Genomic DNA, 20394 nt, shown 5'->3' with positions numbered 1-20394 from the left:
GATGCCGAAATTGGCGGTGGCCCAGATAAGCTACACCACGTCCCGGGACGCGATCGCATCGGTCAGGGCAGCATCAAGGTTGCCAGCCATCATATTGGCTTGTGCGCGATGTCCCAAGGTGAAGCCGTTGCCTGGCTCCGCTTTCAAAGACTCCGAATAGGCACTGATCGCGGCTGCTGCATCACCCTTTTGCTGCGCCAGCAGACCGCGCGCGCGGGATATGACAGGATTTTGTGGATTGATCTTGGCGGCCGTCTCCAAATCCTTCGTCGCTGCGTCACGATCCTGTTTCCAGACATTCGCCATGGCACGGTTGGCGATGGCCCATTCATTGGTGGGATCGATGGCGCTGGCTCGATTGAAATCCGCTATGGCTTCATCATATCGTCGAAGGTCGAGATAGTAGTTGCCCCGAGTGACGTAACCACGGGCGTCGTCTTTGTCGCTTTCAATCGCCGTGGAGAAATCGGCCAGTGCTTTGTCGGTGTTGCCTAATGCGTGATAAGCGCGGGCACGATGCTCAAGCGCATAATCATTGTTGGGTTCTTTCGCTAATGCCTTTGTATATGCGCCAATGGCGGCACCGGGATGCCGTTCTACATCAGCAAGCATGCCCTCGCCGATAAAATTCTGAACAAACTCAGGATCGATAGATTCAGATTTCTCAAGATCGGCCCTAGCGCCGACAAGGTCACCAACCTGAATGCGAGTGATGGCCCGATTGGACCAGGCGTAGACATTGGCTGGATCGAGTTCGATAGCCTTATCGTAGTCAAGAAGCGCTTCCTTGCGCATATCCCTGTTAATGAAAGCCTTTGCACGGCCTACATAGCCCGATGATGTCGTGGGCACCTCGGCGCGGACTGATGCGATATCCTTGCCGGTATACACATAGCTGGCAGGCATGCGTAACGTTGCATTCTTGTCCGCCAGCGTACGTAGCGCGGCTTGCTCAGCTTGGGCATCCTTTGCCGGAAATTCAGGAATGACGCTGCGTTCGGTTTTCTCGATAACAAATATGCCATTTTCGATCGTCGCGTGTCGGCGATACTCTATTCCCCCGGCCTTCTGGTCGACTTCCATGTTCGTGCCGAGCTTGAAGTCACCGACCGCTTTGGGAAGAATGATCGTCTCGCGCACCCGGGTGAAATACGGGTAAGGGACGGCGAAAGGCGCGTCCTTGTCTATTTCAGGGTCACGGCTGAAATCGGCGCGATAGCCGACATTCGTGCCGTCGGTCTGATAGTTGCCATTCGCCCAGTCGAGCTTGGCGGTGCCCTCCATGGTCAGGCGCTGCTCTCCGGTCTTTGCATCGAAGCTGGCGCTGGACGACTTGACCTCGATGAAGTCGTACTGATTTCTCCAGTAAGCCTTCAACGCTTGATCGCGTGCAGCGGTCGTTAGATTCGCTAGCCCTGCATTGATCGAAATGGCTTCATCACCACGCAGGATCGTTTCAACAGTCGTTGGAGCTGGAGCAGATATTCCCGCGCTTGCATCAATGCGGATGGATGTATCGTGGGTCGGCGTACTCAACGGGACGGGGAGCATCCGGGTGAGTGCGGCACCCTTGGCGACCAGCGGCAGTCCCCAACCAAAATTCGGTACTTGAAGCCTGTCTAGGGCCGTATCTCCGATCCTCGTTCCATCCATCCAATATGTCTGACCGGCTACTGTCGCTCGGACGATGACATGATTGAACAATCCGACGATGGGCAAGCGCGCATCAAGCCCATCTCCGAACGTGGTGCTGACGGCGACAGGTTCAGCTGGAATATCCAGACCATGCAGTAAAGCGAGAAGGAGAGCCGACTTCCCCTTGCAATCACCATATCGACGAGACCATGTGGTTTCGGCATTTGCCGGCACGTAGCCACCCGCGCCCATGGTCAGAGCAACGTACCGTACCCGATCTTGAACAAGGGCAAGTGCGGCTTGTGCGCGAATTTTGGGGTCGATTGATAGGTTCTTTATACGATCCAACTCGGTACGTAATGATCCTTCGGCAGGCAGAGTTGCTGCTTTGTCGTATAACGGAGCCATGAGTGTGCCGATGTCGGCCCATGAGGCGTAGTCTGTTGCCTCAACCAAGCGGCCGATCTGATAGCGCAGCGGGGCACCTTTCGGGGGAATGACCGGCTCCACCTTATCCAGCAAAAGTTCTGCTATCGAGGTATCACCAGATTTCCTTACTTTGATTTCCGGAAGTGACCCAGTCTGCCGGAGCCGCACTGGGATGGATGCAGGCCATTGAATCCTAAGATGCGCTCGATCGACAGCGAAGCCGTTCCAGTTCCCTGCGATCTGTTCGACATGCCCCTGCAATGTTGGGTCACTTGATGAAAGAGACATCGCGAACTCGATGATGTCGCCCACCTGCAAGCCTTCCGGCTGGATGTTCGCTGTTAGCACGCCGTCGAGCGTGGCGTTTTCAAGATTTTGTTCGCGTCGAACTACTGTGAACGTCTGGCCTGCTGCGAGCACGTCAATGACCTTGCCGCCGCGTTGGATTTGCAACTTGTGGACAGTCAGTACGTCTGTGTCCGGACGCCAGGGAAAGGACAAGTTTCCAGCCGCTAGCCCCTGAGGCGTCTGGATTTTTACGGCGACGTTAGAATAGACGGTTTCCTTACCACGCTCTAACTGAATCTGCTGGTCGGACAGCAGAATGCGAACCGGGGACTGGTCATCCGTATTAGGCGAGGCGGGCAAAGATGTCGGTTTCACCCAAGAAGGCGGGGGAGCGATGATTGGCTGATCTTCGGCGTAAGCAACGAACGTAAATGCACTCCCTGCGAAAAGAGCAGCAACCAAGGCCTTCATAATTCCCCCGACCAATATTCCATTCACAACATAGCCTGCTTGCAGGCAAATTCTACGCGGCGTTTGAGACAAGCCTGGCATTGCCTATAGCGTAAGCGAAAGAGAGCTGGCGACGACAGCTGACGTTCTGCATGTGGGGGTGGCTGGTCGAGCGGGCGGCGGTGCCCATGCGGGCTATCTTGTTTTCCTACTGCGCGCCCCTCATATGGGCCGGGTTGGCATCCGCATGATGCTCAATCGCAAATTGGCAGCGCTGGCTCCCCGCTTGTGAGGCGACGACATATCGTCGCGGTCCAGCGGCAGGATGCACATCATGACATTCCAACCGCTCCACGATGGCGTTCTCGTTCGCCGCAGGAACGCCGCTGCGGCAACGCCCGGTGGCATCATCATCCCCGAAGCAGCGCAGGAAAAACCACAGCACGGCGAGATCGTCTCCGTGGGCGGCGGCATCATGTCGCAAGGCGGTATCATTGAGCCGCCAGACTTGAAGGCTGGCGATCGCATCCTGTTCGGAAAATGGGCCCGGGCCTAGGTGAGGGTGAATGGCGAGGACCTTCTCATCATGAAGGAGAGTGATGTTCCGGGCGTTGTCAGTTGGACCCGCCGCTTTCTTCTTTCCGGCGCCTGTTCAGGCGTTAACCGACTTACCCTGAAGGATCACCGTTTATGTCAGCCAAGGACATCAAATTCTCGCGTGACGCGCGTGAAGGCATCGCGCGCGGTGTCGATATTCTCGCCAACGCCCTCCGGGTAACGCTCGGTCCCAAGGGGCGCAATGTCCTCATCAACAAGAGTTTCGGCGCTCCTCGGATCACCAAGGATGGCGTAACCGTCGCAAAGGAAATCGAACTTCCCGACAAGTTTGAGAATATGGGCGCGCAGATGATGCGCGCTGTTGCCTCAAGGGCCCACGACCACGCCGGCGACGGCACGACCACGGCCACCGTTCTTGCGCAGGCCATTGTGCGCGGAGGCATGAAATCCGTGTCCGCCGGCGTCAATTCCATGGACCTGAAGCGCGGCGTGGACATCGCCGTCGCGGCTGTGGTCGCCGAACTCAAGGCGCGCTCCAAGCCCGTTTCCAACAACCAGGAAATCGCGCAGGTCGGCATCGTCTCTGCCAATGGTGACGAGGTGGTCGGCCGCAAGATTTCCGAAGCGATGGAGAAGGTCGGTAAGGAGGGTGTCATCACCATTGAGGAAGCTAGCAGCGTTGAGTTCGAACTGGATGTCGTCGAGGGCATGCAGTTCGATCGCGGCTATCTCTCGCCCTATTTCATCACCAATGCCGAGAAGATGTCGGTGGACCTTCAGGACCCGTACATCCTGATCCACGAGAAGAAGCTGAGCAACCTGCAGCCGGTTCTTCCCATCCTTGAAGCGGTGGTACAGGCTGGTCGGCCGCTCCTCATCATCGCCGAAGATGTTGAAGGCGAAGCGGTCTCCACGCTTGTCGTCAACAAGCTGCGTGGCAGCCTGCATATCGCGGCTGTGAAGGCGCCCGGCTTTGGCGATCGCCGCAAGGCGATGCTGGAGGATATCGCTATCCTCACCAATGGAAGCATCGTCGCGGAGGAACTCGGCATCAAACTGGAGAGCGTGACGCTCGACATGCTAGGCGGCGCCAAGCGGATCGTAATCGACAAGGACAGCACTACGATCATCGATGGCGCGGGCGATCAAGGGGCGATCAAAGGGCGCATCGACGCGCTTCGGGCGCAGATCGAGACGACCGCCAGCGATTATGACCGCGAGAAATTGCAGGAGCGGCTTGCCAAGCTTGCCGGCGGTGTCGCCGTGATAAAAGTTGGCGGCGTGTCCGAAACCGAGGTCAAGGAACGCAAGGATCGTGTCGAGGACGCGCTGCATGCGACCCGCGCGGCTATCGAAGAGGGCGTCGTCCCCGGTGGCGGCACGGCGCTGCTCTATGCCTCCAAGGCGCTGGATGGTCTCAATCCAGTCAATGACGACCAACGGCGCGGTATCGATATCGTCCGCAGGTCGCTTCAGGCGCCCTTGCGGCAGATCGCCGAGAATGCCGGACATGATGGTGGCGTGATCGCCGGGCGCCTGCTCGATAAGCAGGATGAAAATATGGGGTTCAATGCCCAGACCGAGCGGTATGAAAATCTCTTCCAGGCCGGCATCATCGATCCCACCAAGGTCGTGCGGGTCGCCTTGCAAGACGCGGCGTCGATCGCGGGGCTGCTGATTACCACCGAGGCGGCCGTCGCCGATCTTGGCGAATGAAGCAGCGGCGCCTCCATTGTCAGTGGCGGGGGATATTGATCGGTTCCCAACATGATGCTCTGCGCGAGCGATCGGCATCGCGCCACGCGCCTGGCGAAATGCTTTCGAAAAGGAATGCCCCATGATCCACACATCCGCCTTCTGCCTGGCTCAAGAGGCCGTGCAGCGTGATCGCGCCGCAACCGCAAACCTCAAGAATGTCCAGATGATCGCAACATCCGCTGCCGCGGTGTGGGCGCGCGAAGCTGCCAGCGCACTGCGCCGCGAGGCAAAACTCGGGCAGGAGGACCGATTGCCGGCCGCAGCGTCACTGTCCGAGATTAAAGAGGACTTGTGGTCCAGCGAAAATCCCGACCGCGGGTCGGCAAGCTGATGGTATTACGGACCACGAGATCGTCGGTGACCTTCGGTTTCCCGTTCCACCTGGAGGCGTTTGACGAGCTTCTCCCTGCCGGAAGCTATGATATCGATACGGAGGAATAAGGGATTGAGGGTAATGAGCGCACCGTCTATGTTCGCGTCGCGACGCTCCTGTATCTGCGGACTATGGGTAGGGTTGAAACCGTCACGATAGATCCCACGGATCTGCAGCGGGCGGTCGATGCTGACAGGCTGCGGAGCGGTCTTGAGTCCATCTGACGTTGCGAGCTTCATTGGGCTGTGAGTACTAGGGCTGTTTCAACGGATCAGATCGGGCAGCGATATTGAACTTATATTTGTCGCATCGTCATGCCTGATCTCACCAGGCCCGAACCCTATATTCTCTGGCTGACGGGTGCGGGTGTTCTGATTGCGCTCGCGGTGTGGCTGCCCCTTGCGTTGAGGCGCCTGCCTCTGTCGTTCCCAATAATCTGCATCGGGCTTGGTGCGGCAATCTTTTCGATTCCCGGCGTCGATCTTGTTCCACTGCCGATACGCTATCCGGCTATCACCGAACGTTTCACCGAATTCGTCGTCATCATCGCCTTGATGGGCGCCGGATTGAAAATCGATCGCGTCTTCAACTGGCGCCGCTGGAACGTGACATGGCGGCTAATCGGCATTGCGATGCCGCTCAGCATCGCCGCCATCACCGCAATAGGTGGGCTGTTACTTGGCCTCCCCTGGGTTAGCGCGCTTCTGCTCGGTGCAGCGCTTGCCCCGACCGACCCCGTGCTGGCGTCCGACGTGCAGGTCGGCCCGCCAAAGAGCGGCGAGGAAGACGAAGTACGCTTTGGCCTGACTTCGGAGGCCGGACTTAACGATGGTCTGGCATTTCCGTTCGTAAACCTCGCCATCGGGATCGGGCTTGCCGCGGGAACCGGAAAGCCGTGGTTTGCCGATTGGATCCTGCACGATGTGTTGTGGGAAATCGGTATTGCCATCGCGGCTGGCTGGATCATCGGCAAACTGTTCGGGTGGCTGACTTTTCATGTCCCGACCGAATCGAGTTTGGCACGAACCGGTGACGGACTTACCGCGATCGCTGCGACATTCGTATCTTATGGCCTGACCGAAGTGGCGAACTGCTACGGTTTCCTGGCCGTGTTCGTCACCGCACTGACGCTGCGCCATGCCCATCGCGATCATGATTTCCATCATGACATGCATGACATTACCGAGCAGATCGAGCGGCTGGCGATGATGGTGCTGCTCGTCCTGATGGGTGGGGCACTGATGACCGGCCTGCTCTCACCGCTTGAATGGGTGGATGTCGTTGCAGCCGGCGCCATCATTCTTCTGGTCCGCCCCGTCGCCGGGTGGACGGCATTGTGGCGATTTCACGGTGATCGGTCTGAAAAGCTGGTGCTCGCCTTTTTTGGCATAAGGGGCGTGGGCTCCTTCTACTATCTCGCCTATGCGCTCAATCACCTCCCATTGGCGGAAGGCGAAAGGCTTTGGGCCATCGTCGGCCTCGTCGCTTTGTTTTCGGTCCTGCTGCACGGCCTGACCGTTACCCCTGCGATGCGTGCTCTGGACAGAGGACAAGGCCGGGATCCGGACGCCGCAGGTGGCTCGAAAGTGTAACGAGGCGGGATTCAATAGAAAGGCTTAGTCGTTTCGACGTAAAATAAAATTTACAAAATGGTGAATAGAACATCATTTGTATTTTATTTGGATAGGTTTATATGCCTATTCGCATCAATTTTTAAAAACCATTTTTGAATTTATTAATTGAGCAAATTATTTCGGTTTGTTTGGCAGGTCGGCTTGAAATTTATGCCGGAAATGCCCACTTATTTTTCATCTCCGCCGACATCTGCTTTTCCAGACATGACGCAGTCGCCCTCTTGGGCAAATGTCGCTTACCATGGCCTCAATATTTCAGCTGCAACCCGGTGCGATTGATCCGGCAGACTAAGGATCATAAATGCTGATACGGGCTGGATATGATATCGCTTTTGCAACCGACATGGCCGTTCCGATGCTGGCAATGCTCAGCATCCACCCTAGTCGAAACCGGGATCTTCGCAGCGCCCAGCGGATATTCACCCAGCCCGATGTAACAGCCTATGATTATGTCGATGGGTTCGGCAATATCTGCACCCGTCTCACAATGCCGCCGACAGGCATCACTATATCCTGCGGCTTCGTAATCGAGGACAGCTTTCTCCCCGATGTTAGTGCCCCGGAAGCGATACAGGTGCCGCTGGAGCAAATTCCCGACGATGCTTTGCATTTTCTGCTGGGTAGCCGCTATTGCGAGACAGACCGCCTGTCCGATCAGGCATGGGCGCTTTTCGGCCGCACGGCACCCGGCTGGTCGCGGGTTCAGGCGATCTGCGATTATGTGCATGAGCGTATCAGCTTCGACTATACGGCCGCGCGGTCGACCCGCACCGCATGGGATGCCAACGAAGAGCGCGTCGGCGTCTGCAGGGACTACGCGCACCTTGCCCTGACCCTCTGTCGTTGCATGAACATCCCCGCGCGATACTGTACCGGCTATATGGGCGACATGGATTTTCCGGCCCCTATCGGCGATATGGACTTCTCAGCTTGGTTCGAGGCCTATCTCGACGACACATGGTACACGTTCGATGCGCGCCACAACCGTCCGCGGCGTGGTCGCATCCTGATGGCGCGCGGGCGCGATGCCGCTGACGTGGCACTGACCACGACCTTCGGCACTGCAAGGCTTACGCGCTTCGACATCTACACCGACGAGGATCGCCTTGGGCATCTTGTGCCCTGACATTCAACACAACCAGGAGATTGCAAATGGCCAAGAGCCAGAAGAGATCGAACCGCGAAGTGCGCAAGCCCAAGGCCGAAAAGCCGGGCAAGACCAATGCGTCCAATCCGTCGACCAAGCCCGGTGTCGTCGGTATCGTGACATTGAAGAGCTGATTTTGCGCAAGTTCACACCACGCGCTGCGGTGAAGCTTTCCGATGGCGAGGCCATGCGCCAGAGCCGCGTGACAAAGCTTGCCCTGGACAGACTGGGAACGTCTGCCGCCATTGCCTTTCTCAATGGTCACTTGGACGATCTTTCGGGCCGACCGATCCAGATTGCCGTGGCCAGCGAGGAAGGGCTCCAGTGCATCGAGCGACTGCTGGCCAAAACGCCGGCGATCGCGCGATAGCCCTGAACATCGTCGGCGCTAGGCGCTTGCCGCTGCTAGAATGGCACCGGCCAGTCGCTGCGCCCAAACATGCTGACCGGCTTCGGTCGAGATCAGGTCCTGCCGGACTTCGATCTCGGCGTAGCGCAATGCGCGCGAAATGGCGTGGCGCGGTATGGTGTAGTCGGTGTCGTCCATCGCATAAGGTTCATTGTCGCCAATCATGATATCGCCCCGTTGTCCCAGGGCGTGCAGCATGGCTACGGCGATGCCGGGCCGGCCATGGCAATACAGGATGCCGATTTCCCAAGGCCGGGTCATGCCGTTCATGATCGGCGTAAAGCTGTGCAGTGACAGCAGGATCGCTTGGCGACCGGCCGCGAGGCGGGCTTCGATGTTGGCAGCGAGCGCGGCGTGATAAGGCCGATGAATCTCCTCGATCCGCGCCTGCCGCGCGACCGCGTCCAGTCCCTCGTTGCCCGCGATACGGGTGCCATCGGACACCGCCGGCATCGCGTCCGGCCGGTCCGGATCGCGGTTGCAATCAACAACCAGGCGCGAATAGGTCTGATGCAGGAATGGCGCATCGAGCAACAGCGCCAGTTTCTCACCCATGCCAAGCACGCCAATATCCAGCGCGATGTGGCGCTTCCGATCGACGGGCTCCAGCCCCAGGTCGCCGAGCGCGCGGGGAATGGCCGAACCGGCATGATCGCCGATCAGCAGGAACGGCGCGGTGCCCCCTGCGTTGAACAGCGTGAATGGCGCCGGGTCCTCCGGACCCAACAGTTCGTCCACTGCGCGCCCGACCGTCAGGATTCCATTCCATGCCATTGCTGACGATCCGCCATGTCACTGATTATCGCTACAAAGCGCCGGTATCGTTGGGTGAGCATCGCATCATGATGCGCCCGCGCGAGGCGTTTGACCAGCATTTGCTGTCCGCCCGCCTCGAAATCGATCCCAAGCCCAAAGAACTGCGCTGGCTGCACGACGTGTTCGGCAATTCCGTGGCGATGGCCCTGTTCGAGCGGCGGACGTCGCACCTGACCGTCACGAGCGAGACGACGCTGGAACATGCGCCACTGGCGCAAGGGCAGGTCGACGTCGAACCCTATGCGCGGCTGTTTCCGTTCACTTACTCCTCGGAGGACATGCCCGATCTGCTCCGGTCGATCGAGCGTCAGCACCATGATCCCGAACGTGTCATCGACAACTGGGCGCGAGGCTTCGTCAGCAATCATGGCGATACGGAGACCATCGCCTTGCTGACCGCCATGGCGACCGGCATCAAGCGCGATTTCACTTATGTACCCCGGCACGAAAAGGGAACCCAATCGCCGATTGAGACGCTGAAAAAGCGGCAGGGCACCTGTCGCGACTTCGCCGTGCTGATGATCGAGGCGGTGCGGGCACTGGGCTTCGCCGCGCGGTTCGTATCGGGCTATGTCTACAATCCCTCGCGCAAGGAAGACGTGCTCGGCGGCGGCAACACCCATGCCTGGGTACGGATCTTCCTGCCCGGATCGGGCTGGGTCGAATTCGATCCGACCAATGGCATCATCGGCAATCGCGGCCTGATCCGCGTCGCCATCGCGCGCGATCCCTATCAGGCCTTGCCATTGTCCGGCACCTGGTTCGGCTTGCCCGCCAGCTATCTAGGCATGGACGTCACCGTCGACGTGTCGCGCGCCGATCCCGCCAAATTCCCGCGCTCGTCCCATGGCGCAATCAACAGCCGACCCGTCGGCACTTCAGGAAAGTGACGTGCATGCTGATCCGATGCGGATATGACATCAGTTTCGAAGCTGAAACCCGGACCGCGATGATGGCGATGCTGAGCCTGCATCCCTCGCGCCACCAGGACCTGCAGACCGCGCAGAGGTTGATGATCAGCCCGGATATTCCGCTCTATCATTATGAAGACGGGTTCGGGAATATCGCCACGCGCCTCACCGTTCCGCCCGGCGGCGTCACCCTGTCCTGCGACTTCGTGATCGAGGATAGCGGCGAACCGGATCGCCGCGCGCCGGTGGGGCCGCAGACGCCGGTGGAGGATCTGCCGGATGACGTGATGATCTTCCTGCTCGGCAGCCGTTATTGCGAGACCGACCGGTTGATGGATGTGGCTTGGGCGAATTTCGCCCATTATGGGACGGCCAGCGAGCGCGTCGACGCGATCGTCGATTTCGTCCACAATCATATCGAGTTCGGCTATCATCATGCACGGTCCGACAAGACCGCCTGGAACGGCTATCAGGAGCGGCAGGGCGTCTGCCGCGATTTTGCCCACCTCGCGATTACGTTGTGCCGGTGCATGAATATTCCGGCCCGTTATTGCACCGGCTATCTGGGCGATATCGGCATCCCGCCGGTGGACGCGCCGATGGATTTCAGCGCCTGGTTCGATGTCTATATCGACGGCCAATGGTACACCCACGACGCCCGCCACAACCGTCCCCGGATCGGCCGCATCCTGATGGCGCGTGGCCGCGATGCCACCGATGTCGCCTTGACCACGGCCTTCGGTCCGGCGACGCTGACCCGGTTCGAGGTTCATTGTGAGGAGGTGCAATCGATTGGCTGATCTCCCGATCCTGTTGCGGCCATGGGACGGTCCGCTCGGCGCGCCGCCCTTTGCGCAGGTGCGACCCGAAGATTTCCCGTCGGCTTTCGACACGGCCATGGCATGGCATCGTGCCGAGATCGCGGCGATCGCCGACCAGTCCGCCGCGCCGGACTTCGACAACACGATCGCCGCACTGGAACGGTCGGGCGAAGCGCTGGCGCGTGTGCGCCGGTTGTTCTGGGCCCTGTCTTCGGCACAGGCGACGTCCGAGATCCGCGCGATCGAGGCCGACATTTCCGCGCGCCTCAGCGCGCATTCCACTAGAATAGGCCATGACGAACGGCTCGCCGCGCGGATCGCGGCGGTTCATGCCGGCCGACATGACGCCGGCCTGAATGAAGCACAGATCCGGCTGGTCGAAACTACCCATGCCGGCTTCCTTCGCGGCGGATCGATGCTGGAGCCGGAGCAAAAGGCGCGCTTCGCGGACATCGACGCGCATCTTGCCGCGATCGCTGTGCAGTTCGGGCATAACGTGATGGCCGCGACCGGCGGCTGGATACTGGACCTGTGCGCTGACGATCTCGCAGGCTTGCCGCCAGCGCTGTGCGCCGCGGCGGCCGGGCGCGCCGCCGCTAGCGGCGCACCGGGCCGCTATCACTTCACGCTCGACCGCACGGATTATGAAAGCGTCCTGACCTTCTCGGCGCGACGCGACCTTCGCGAGCGTATGTGGCGTGCCTTCACCGATCGCTGCGACGGTGACGCCCACGATAACTGGCCGCTGATTGCCGAGACGCTGGCGCTGCGGCGCGAGCGCGCCACGCTGCTCGGCTATGCCGATTACGCGCATTATGCTCTGGAAGACAGCATGGCGAAGACGCCCGGCGCCGCCCACGCGCTGCTGCTGCAGCTATGGGAGCCGGGCAAGCGCCGCGCTGCCGAGGAAGCAGCGGAATTGCAGGCGCTGATCGACCGCGAAGGCGGCGGCTTTGCGCTCGCGCCGTGGGACTGGCGCTATTATGCGGAGATGGTGCGTCAGTCTCGCTACGCGCTGGACGGGGCGGCGGTGGCGCGGCACCTGCGTCTGGATGCCGTGCGGCAGGCGGCGTTCGATACGGCAGCAAAGCTCTATGGCCTCCGCTTCATCCGCCGCGCCGACATCCCAGGATATCATCCCGATGTATGGGCTTGGGAGGTGCGAGACGACAGGGACGTGCCGGTGGGCCTGCTCTTCACCGACTATCTCGCGCGGCCGGAAAAGCATGGCGGCGCCTGGATGGGCAGCCTGCGCGTGCAGGAAAGCATGGACGGCGAGGTGCGGCCGATCGTCTATCTGGTCGCCAATTTCGCCGCCGCGCCGCCACCAGACGCCGCCGCTACCCGCCTGTCGATCGACGAGGCGCGCACACTCTTCCACGAATTCGGCCATGCTTTGCATGGCTTGCTGTCCCGCGTCACCTATCCCAGCCAGTCGGGCACCGCCGTCGCACGCGACTTTGTCGAGTTTCCCAGCAAGTTCATGGAGAACTGGATCGTCAGCCGGGAGGTAATGTCGGGATTTGGCGTGCCCGATGCGCTGATCGCGGCGATCCATGAAGCGGAAGCATATGGCCAAGGATTCGCGACGGTCGAACTGATCAGTTGCGCGCTGGTCGATCTCGCAGCCCACCGCACGCCGGAAGCCGCCGCCGATCCTCGCGCGTTCGTCGCTGCGGAACTGGACAGGCTCGATATGCCGAGGGAAATCGGCCTGCGGCACTGCTTTCCCTGTTTCACGCATATCTTCGACGGCGGCTATGCCAGCGCCTATTACAGCTATGCCTGGTCCGAGGCGCTGGACGCCGATGCTTTTGAGGCCTTCGTCGAATCCGGCGACCTATTCGACATGGGCCTGGCACATCGCTTCAGGCAGGAAATCCTGGAACGGGGTGACAGCCGTGACCCCATGGCCTCATTTCGCGCCTTTCGTGATCGCGATCCCGATCCAAATGCCTTGATGAGGGCAAGGCATCTGTTGTCCGCCTGATATGCGGCGGACCTGCCGCATTATTGCTTCTTTCGCTTCGCAAGCCTCCGGGCATTGGCCGTCGCCGTCTTGTGTATCGGCGCCAAAGTCGCCGCCCCCATGCGCGAAACGGCATCGATCGATCGGAACGCCTGGCGGCTGCCCTGAAGCATCCAAAAGGGATTGCCTGACAGCATCGCCGCCGCCATCGCCTGCCCTTGCGACAGGAACGCCTGATGCATGGCCGCCATATTCTGCGTCAATGCCGCCCCGCTTTGCGTAAAGGCCTCGATCTTCTCCGGCACCATGCGCGAAAGTTCACGATAGTCGCCGGTCAGGGGAGACTGACCGGCATTGCGAATAAGGATCGTTCGGGCATCGATGACACGCTGCGACGCCAGCAGCGTCTCCGTCGCCTTCATCCATGTCCTTTGCATGTCGAAGCCGATTGCGAACATGTGCGACCAGGTCGCCAGCGGTGAGTCCGTCTGCGGCGCGCTCATGCGAGCGTCCGCAGCGCAGGTTCGCGTGCATAATATCGCAATGCTGCCGCCTTTACGAAGGCCTCGCCTGTTCCAACCACGCCTTCGTCCGGCTCGACGCCCGCCTTGTCCAGCAGCGGCTTTGCGGCGTCGCTCGCGCCGATCGCCTTGAGGTGGCCGAAGGCATCCATCGCGAACTGAACGGCGGCCGCCTCCTTCACCAGCGCGGCGCATCCCTCTTTCGACAGGATGATCGCGACCGCGTCGAAAATCTGACTCGGCGACCCGGCCAGCTGGCCATCGGCCTTGCGCATCTTGCCGTCGGACAGTTTGGCGCCGCCGACCTTGGGCGCGACGACGACCGCCTTGCCCCCGGCCTTCCCGACCGCCGCGATCAGGCTGTCCAGTTCCTGCGCGTTGGTGCCATCCGCGATCAATATGCCGATCGCACGGCCTTCCAGCGTGGCCTTCATATTCTTGTGGATCGAAAGCGCATCGGAGGACGCCATGTCCACCGGCGTCTTCGCCGCGGGCGCGGCCTTGGGCAATGTGATGCCCAGTCCATCGGCGACGCGCTTGGCCAGATCCTCATCGACGTTGCGCAAATTGGCGACCAGCCGCGCCGGCACCTGGTCGAGATCGGCCACTTTCGACAGTTCGAACACGAAGGAAGAGGCGATATGCGCCTGTTCATTCTCCGTCTGCGACCGGTAGAACAGCCGCGCCTGGCTGTAATGATCGGCGAAGCTCTCCGCGCGCACCCTCAGCTTGTCGCCGGTTTCCCCTTCCCCTGAAAAGGCGGTGGATGTCGCAAAGCCGCTTTGCGGGCTTTCGCGCGGACCGCCTTCCTCGCCATGGTCGGCCAGGCTGTTGGGTTCGTAATTGGCGCGGCCTTTGGGCACCGCCATCTGCATGTGCCCGTCGCGCTGGAAATTCTGGAAAGGGCAGCGTGGCGCGTTCACCGGAATCTGGTGGAAATTGGCCGTGCCCAGCCGGGACTTCTGCGTATCGAGATAGGAGAAGAGCCGCCCCTGAAGCAGCGGATCGTTGGAAAAATCGATGCCCGGTACGATATTGCCGGGGCAGAAGGCAACCTGCTCGGTTTCGGCAAAGAAATTATCGACATTGCGATCCAGCACCAGCCGGCCGATGATGCGCACAGGCACATCCTCCTCCGGGATCAGCTTGGTCGCGTCGAGCACATCATAAGGCTGGGCATCGGCAAAGGCCTTGTCGAACACTTGGATGCCAAGCTGCCATTCAGGGAAATCGCCGGCATCGATCGATTCGAACAGGTCGCGGCGATGATAGTCGTTATCGGCCGCCTGAAGTTTCAGCGCCTCGTCCCAGATCGTCGATTGCAGGCCGAGTTTTGGCTTCCAGTGAAATTTGACAAAATGCGTGTCGCCGGCCGCGTTGACGAGCAGGAACGTATGCACGCCGAACCCCTCCATCATGCGCAGGCTGCGCGGCAGGGTCCGGTCGGACATCGCCCACATCAGCATGTGCGTGGTTTCGGGCATCAGGCTCGCCCAGTCCCAGAAGGTATCGTGCGCACTCCCTGCCTGCGGATAGCCGCGGTCGGCCTCCATCTTCACGGCATGGACCAGGTCCGGGAATTTCATCGCATCCTGGATGAAGAAGACGGGGATATTGTTGCCGACCAGATCCCAATTGCCTTCGCGCGTGTAGAATTTGACCGCGAAGCCGCGCACGTCGCGCGGCGTATCCACCGACCCCGCGCCACCCGCTACGGTCGAAAAGCGCACGAAGACTTCGGTCTTCTCACCTTTGGTAAAGAGCGCCGCCTTGCTGAGGTCGGAAATATCGTCGGTGGCTTCGAAATAGCCGTGCGCGCCCGTCCCGCGGGCATGGACGATGCGCTCGGGAATGCGCTCATGGTCGAAATGGAAGATTTTTTCGCGAAGGACGAAATCTTCCAGCAAGGTGGGGCCACGCGTGCCTGACCGCAAGCTGTTCTGATTGTCGGAAACTGCGATGCCCTGATTGGTGGTGAGGATGGCATCGGCGCCAGCGCCGCTGGCGGCCGTTTGATGCGTTTCTCCGCCTTGAGGTGTAGACGTGCTAGGATTGCGGTTGGCCATGAGGCGCCCTTTTCATTTTGGATTTTTGCTTGGCACGGCGAACACCGGCCTTCGATCATCCCAACGTCTGAAAGACAGGTACGTCCGTGTTGCGGATCATTCTCAGATCCGACTGATCTGCATCAACGGAATCCAGGTCGAAGACTATGCCGGTCGCCCATCGTTGGGCGAGATGGCGAGGCATTGCGGATCGTCGAGTAGCTTCAAGCAGCAGTCCGTTCCACCAGCGCGGCGTCATCGTCGTAACAACGGCCGACAGCAGCGGCCAGCTTTTCCCCGACCACTCCGCCCAATTCGTGCGCGCTGGTTATACCCTGGATGAAGGGGTGGCGTCCCATGAGGAAGGGCAGGCTCAGACAGAAGATCTGGTCCTCAGGAATGTCGTCGGAAATCGGATGGATGATACGCTGACGGTGTCCGATCTTCTCATCGCGCGCCGTCTTGCCGCTGGCAACATCGACCGCGAACTGCTCGACGTCCGCAATGCTCACGTCACCGATCCGCTTGCGACCAAGCAGCGGGACAATGTGATGGTCGATGCGTGCGATCGTGTACTTTTTCGTGAGCGGTTTCATCGGTTGCCCGATCTTTTTGCCACGCTGGATCACGCAGCCGCGTTTTCGTACAGATCGCGCAGTTGAGAGATCAGCATCTCCCCGCGCTTGGCGATCCGTTTTTCTCCGGGGTCCTGGCCATTGGCAACTGCACCGAGGACGGTTTTGGCGCTCTTGCGGGCCTGGTCGATTGTCAGTGCGCCAAAACGACCAAGTGTATAGGTGCGGCGCTTGGCGGTACGCCCCCCACCATCAGCGCGATAGCGCACGATGAATGATTTCACGCCGCTCGGCATGATGCGCAGGCCGAAGCCAGCGATTTCGGCGTCCCAGAGCTCATATTGCTCTTCGCGCTTCTCCGCCCGTTCGCAAAGATCGCGCGTCAATTTCGCCGTTGAACGCTGACCCGCTTACTTCACTCCTTGTGGACCCGTATCGACGCCGGGACCACCACGGGTCCACCAACAGGGTCGATTGGGTCATGTTCGAGCGAAGTGTAGCACGGGAGGAATCATAATAAAACAGTTACTTGTCATACTCTGGCGTAGCTGAACGAACCCCATAGAAGCATCAGTCTAGATTTGCCAAGGTTGGGGTCGAGGGTTCGAATCCCTTCGCCCGCTCCAGTTTTCCGATGCAGATACGGACAGTTGGCAGGGTCGCCGAGAGGTGACCTTTGCTGCGTTTGGGCTTGGGGAGCATAACTGCGGCCGACGTTCCCAGAATGGCCACCCTTCCTGCCGGATAGGGTCCAGGAGGCGGAAGATCTTCCGCTTCCGCCGGCTCCACCAGAGGGAAGCGGTACCCGGTCGCTATTTCTGCAATCCGGCCGCCGTTCACTCCGAACCACGCAGCAATGTCATGCTGACGGTCGCCACGCGCCAACATGCCCTTCACGATCGCCGCGTCCGCTGCCACGAGGACGAGGCCGCTGGGTTCTGCACGCTGGGGTTATCTGTTCGCGCGATGCCAGCCTTGAACCTCGCCCCGTAGTGGGTTGGGCAAAGCCTATCCGTTTCACTCATGTGTCTGACGCGGTGACTTTTATTCGAACGAGCGTCGCAAAATTCGAAGGTGCAGGTCAATTGACGAAGCTTTGTATGAAGGCGTGGGTATCGGGCATGGCGGTGGCCATGGCCGCTTCGGCATCAGCACAACCGGCCAACCTGCCGCCACCCGGCGGAGAGACGCCGGTCGCTTTCGACGTCCATGAAGGCACATCGCTGGCGGTTTCCGCCTCTCCGGACGGCAAGTGGCTGGCGATGGACCTGCAGGGTACGCTCTGGATCGTGCCCGCGAAGGGTGGCAAGGCGAAGCGCATCACCGACTATTTCTGGGACGCGCGCCAGCCGGTCTGGGCGCCGGATGGATCGCGCCTCGCCTATTTCGCCTATCGCGATGGCGGCTACGACCTCTGGATAATCCGGCCCGATGGGAGCGATGCGAAGAAGCTGACCAACGGCACCTACGACGATCGCGAACCGGCCTTTTCGCCGGATGGCGGGACGATCGCCTTCTCCTCCGACCGGTCTGGCAGCAGCTACGACATCTGGACGATCGACCTGGCCAGCGGCGCCCTTCGACAAGTGACGAAAGGCCCGCTGGAAGACCGGATGCCGACCTGGTCGCCCGATGGCGCGCGCATTGCCTATTCCAGCCAGGAGGGCATGACCAGGGCGTCGCTGTTCGCGACGACGCTGGCTGATGGCAAGGAAAGCCCGCTGAAGGCGGTCGAGGGCGTCCGGCTCGACGCTCCCTCCTTCGGCCCGGCGGGGCAACTGGCCTATGTCGCCTCCGATCCCAAGGGGTCGCGGCTGGAAATCGACGGCGCGGTCGTGAGCGGCAGCGAGAATGTCTTTCCCTTCCGCCTCTCGTGGAACGGGCGCGGCTATTATTATGTGTCTGACGGCAAAATCCGCCATCGCGTCGGCAAAAACCTGTCGACCGTCGATTTCGCCGCGACGCTGGAAGCGAGCCGTCCGAGCTATGCCCGCGCCAAGCGCGACTGGGATTCGGCCGCACCGCGCAAGGCGCTGGGCATCGTCCATCCGAAAATCTCGCCGGATGGCAGCCGCATCGCCTTCGTCGCGCTTGGCGATCTGTACGTGGTCTCGAGCAAGGGCGGCGCGCCGGAGAATCTGACGAAGGACGCCGCGCTCGACGCCGATCCCGCCTGGTCGCCCGACGGCAAGAGCATCGTCTGGTCCTCCGACCGGGCCGGCGGCCTCCCGGAACTGTTCATCCGCGACCTGGCGACCGGCAAAGACCGGCAGCTTACCGACATGGACACGCAGCCGCTGGGCGCGGCCTGGTCGCCCGACGGCACCAAGGTCGCCTTCCTCGATATTGACGGCCAGTGGGGCGTGGCGGGCGTGTGCATGGTGGATGTCGCAACGGGAAAGGTCACGCGGCTTCAAAAGTCACTGGGCCAGCCGGGCAGCCCTAGCTGGTCGGCCGACGGCAAATATGTCGTCATCAGCCTGAGCCACAAATATTCGGCCAGCTTCCGCGAAGGCACCAACCAGGCCTATGTGATCCCGATCGATGGCAAGACCGAACCCTTCTGGCAGATTCCGGAAGAAAATATGTCGCTCGACACGCGCAGCGGCAGCGGCCCCGCCTGGTCTCCCGACGGAAAGTGGATGGCGGGCATATACGAGGGGCTGCTGAAGGTCTGGCCTGTCGACAAGGACGGCAAGCCGCTTGGTCCGCCCCGCGCGCTGGCGTCTGACACGGCCTTCTTCCCGAGCTGGACCGCCGACAGCAAAACCATCTTGTTTCAGTCCGACGACACGCTCAAGACCGTCAACGTCGAGACCGGCGCCGTTACCGAGGCGCCGCTCGACCTCCACTACCGTCTCGCCAAGCCGACCGGCCGCACCATCGTTCATGTCGGCAAGCTGATCGATTCGGTCCGTGACGAGACCCAGCTGAACAAGGATATCGTGATCGATGGCAACCGCATCACCGCAATCCGCGATCATGACGCGGGCGCGCGCGATCCGTCCGTCACCTATGTCGATGCGCCGGGGCTGACGGCAATCCCCGGTCTTATCGAATATCATGCGCATATTCAGAAGGATTTCGGCTCCAACCTGGAAAAGGCATGGCTGGCCTATGGCATCACCACCGTGCGCGATCCCGGGACCATGGTTTATGACGCGGTCGAGGATCGGGAGGCCAGCGAAGCCGGCGTCCGCATCAGCCCGCGTTTCTACACTGCCAGCCCGTTGCTGGAATGGCAGCGCGTCTATTACAAGATGGGCGTCGCCGTATCGGGTCCGGCGCATCTGGAGCGCGAACTGGCCCGGGCCAAGGCGCTCAAATATGACATCATCAAAAGCTATGTCCGCATGACGGACTTTGGCCAGCGGCGTATCGTCGAGGCCGCGCACGCCATGGGCGTGCCGGTGTCCGGTCACGAAATCTTCCCGGCCGCCTACACCGGCGTCGACGGGACAGAGCATATGGGCGCCACCAGCCGACGCGGCTATTCGCCCAAGCAGGGGCCGATGGGCATGGCCTATGACGATGTGGTCCAGCTGTTCGGACGTTCCGGCCGCACCCTGACGCCGACGATGTTCGGCGCGCTGTCGGGCTATCTCGCCAAATATCCCGCCTATAGGAATGATCCGCGACTGAAGCTGTATCCCGCCTGGGCGCAACGGTCGGTCACCGAACGCAGCCCCTTCGAGGGTCTGATCCGGCCGATGATGGCGGGCATGATGGTCAGTCTCAAAAAGATGTACGACGCCGGCACGCAGGTGGTGGCCGGCACGGACACGATGATCGCCACCAATCTCCATGCGGAGATCGCCTCCTATGTCGATGCGGGCCTGACGCCCTTCCAGGCCCTCCAGACCGCCACGGTCAATCCGGCGAGGGCGCTAAATCTCGACGCCGGCACGCTCGAATCGGGGAAGCTGGCGGACATCACCTTGATAGAAGGCGATCCGCGCGAGAATATCGCCAACACCTTCAAGGTGAAGACGGTCATCGCCAATGGCCGTGTCTTCAAGGAGGAGGAACTGACCGGTGCGGCCAAATAGTTGAGC

General features: G+C 60.7%; 16 protein-coding genes and 1 pseudogene. 11 read left to right on the top strand and 6 right to left on the bottom strand.

What is annotated here, in order from left to right:
• Positions 1-30 precede the first annotated feature (30 nt).
• Entirely contained in the window at positions 31-2823 is a 2793-nt protein-coding gene (locus tag AX724_RS23000; RefSeq protein ID WP_197421615.1) for a tetratricopeptide repeat protein, read from the bottom strand.
• A 313-nt stretch (positions 2824-3136) separates the two neighbouring features.
• Here AX724_RS23000 and AX724_RS24570 point away from each other — a divergent pair.
• The 7 genes and pseudogenes from AX724_RS24570 to AX724_RS16780 form a co-directional block, all read left to right on the top strand.
• Positions 3137-3421 (top strand): annotated as a pseudogene (locus AX724_RS24570) (co-chaperone GroES); the annotation flags it as partial.
• Between the two features lie 71 nt (positions 3422-3492).
• Positions 3493-5076: a chaperonin GroEL gene (gene groL, locus AX724_RS16805; protein WP_066768481.1), complete on the top strand. Its 1584-nt coding sequence runs from the start codon at positions 3493-3495 to the stop codon at positions 5074-5076.
• A gap of 121 nt (positions 5077-5197) precedes the next feature.
• Positions 5198-5449 carry a hypothetical protein gene (locus tag AX724_RS16800; protein ID WP_066768477.1) on the top strand — a complete coding sequence of 84 codons (252 nt, stop codon included), beginning with the start codon at positions 5198-5200 and terminating at the stop codon, positions 5447-5449.
• Positions 5450-5805: 356 nt separating this feature from the next.
• Positions 5806-7083, top strand: coding sequence for a cation:proton antiporter (locus AX724_RS16790; protein ID WP_066768466.1), 1278 nt, complete (start codon positions 5806-5808; stop codon positions 7081-7083).
• A gap of 343 nt (positions 7084-7426) precedes the next feature.
• Positions 7427-8251, top strand: coding sequence for a transglutaminase-like domain-containing protein (locus AX724_RS16785; protein WP_066768463.1), 825 nt, complete (start codon positions 7427-7429; stop codon positions 8249-8251).
• A gap of 26 nt (positions 8252-8277) precedes the next feature.
• The gene (locus AX724_RS24750; RefSeq protein WP_269454165.1) at positions 8278-8406 is read left to right on the top strand and encodes a hypothetical protein; all 129 of its coding nucleotides are present in this window, start codon (positions 8278-8280) and stop codon (positions 8404-8406) included.
• Between the two features lie 2 nt (positions 8407-8408).
• Complete coding sequence (locus AX724_RS16780) at positions 8409-8642, top strand: hypothetical protein (RefSeq protein WP_066768461.1); 234 nt, start codon at positions 8409-8411, stop codon at positions 8640-8642.
• An 18-nt stretch (positions 8643-8660) separates the two neighbouring features.
• Here the strand turns inward: AX724_RS16780 and AX724_RS16775 are convergent, their stop codons facing one another.
• Positions 8661-9455: an N-formylglutamate amidohydrolase gene (locus AX724_RS16775; protein WP_066768457.1), complete on the bottom strand. Its 795-nt coding sequence runs from the start codon at positions 9453-9455 to the stop codon at positions 8661-8663.
• On the opposite strand from AX724_RS16775, the gene AX724_RS16770 reads away from it, so the two are divergent.
• From AX724_RS16770 to AX724_RS16760, 3 genes are read left to right on the top strand one after another with little or no spacing between them, the layout of a single operon-like run.
• A complete protein-coding gene (locus tag AX724_RS16770) occupies positions 9449-10387 on the top strand; it encodes a transglutaminase family protein (RefSeq protein WP_066768454.1) in 939 nt (312 codons plus the stop codon). The genes AX724_RS16775 and AX724_RS16770 overlap by 7 nt on opposite strands.
• A gap of 5 nt (positions 10388-10392) precedes the next feature.
• Positions 10393-11208, top strand: a complete 816-nt coding sequence (locus tag AX724_RS16765; RefSeq protein ID WP_066768451.1) for a transglutaminase-like domain-containing protein — start codon at positions 10393-10395, stop codon at positions 11206-11208.
• Positions 11201-13219 (top strand): M3 family metallopeptidase, encoded by a 2019-nt coding sequence (locus tag AX724_RS16760; protein ID WP_066768445.1) that lies wholly within the window; start codon positions 11201-11203, stop codon positions 13217-13219. Before AX724_RS16765 ends, AX724_RS16760 begins: the two co-directional genes overlap by 8 nt.
• A gap of 20 nt (positions 13220-13239) precedes the next feature.
• Here AX724_RS16760 and AX724_RS16755 read toward each other — a convergent pair whose 3' ends face one another.
• The 4 genes from AX724_RS16755 to AX724_RS16740 all read right to left on the bottom strand — a co-directional run bounded on the left by AX724_RS16755 (position 13240) and on the right by AX724_RS16740 (position 16725).
• Positions 13240-13701 (bottom strand): hypothetical protein, encoded by a 462-nt coding sequence (locus AX724_RS16755; protein ID WP_066768444.1) that lies wholly within the window; start codon positions 13699-13701, stop codon positions 13240-13242.
• Positions 13698-15785 carry a catalase gene (locus tag AX724_RS16750; protein ID WP_066768442.1) on the bottom strand — a complete coding sequence of 696 codons (2088 nt, stop codon included), beginning with the start codon at positions 15783-15785 and terminating at the stop codon, positions 13698-13700. Before AX724_RS16750 ends, AX724_RS16755 begins: the two co-directional genes overlap by 4 nt.
• Positions 15786-15988: 203 nt before the next feature.
• Positions 15989-16393: a hypothetical protein gene (locus tag AX724_RS24130; protein WP_197421613.1), complete on the bottom strand. Its 405-nt coding sequence runs from the start codon at positions 16391-16393 to the stop codon at positions 15989-15991.
• Entirely contained in the window at positions 16390-16725 is a 336-nt protein-coding gene (locus AX724_RS16740; RefSeq protein WP_066768437.1) for an Arm DNA-binding domain-containing protein, read from the bottom strand. The genes AX724_RS24130 and AX724_RS16740 overlap by 4 nt, the downstream gene beginning before the upstream one ends.
• A 699-nt stretch (positions 16726-17424) precedes the next feature.
• On the opposite strand from AX724_RS16740, the gene AX724_RS16735 reads away from it, so the two are divergent.
• A complete protein-coding gene (locus tag AX724_RS16735; protein WP_231736724.1) occupies positions 17425-20388 on the top strand; it encodes an amidohydrolase family protein in 2964 nt (987 codons plus the stop codon).
• Positions 20389-20394 lie beyond the last annotated feature (6 nt).

Origin of the sequence: Sphingobium sp. CCH11-B1 (assembly GCF_001556865.1) — a bacterium.
Taxonomy (GTDB): domain Bacteria; phylum Pseudomonadota; class Alphaproteobacteria; order Sphingomonadales; family Sphingomonadaceae; genus Sphingobium.
This window is presented reverse-complemented; position numbering and strand designations above follow the sequence as displayed.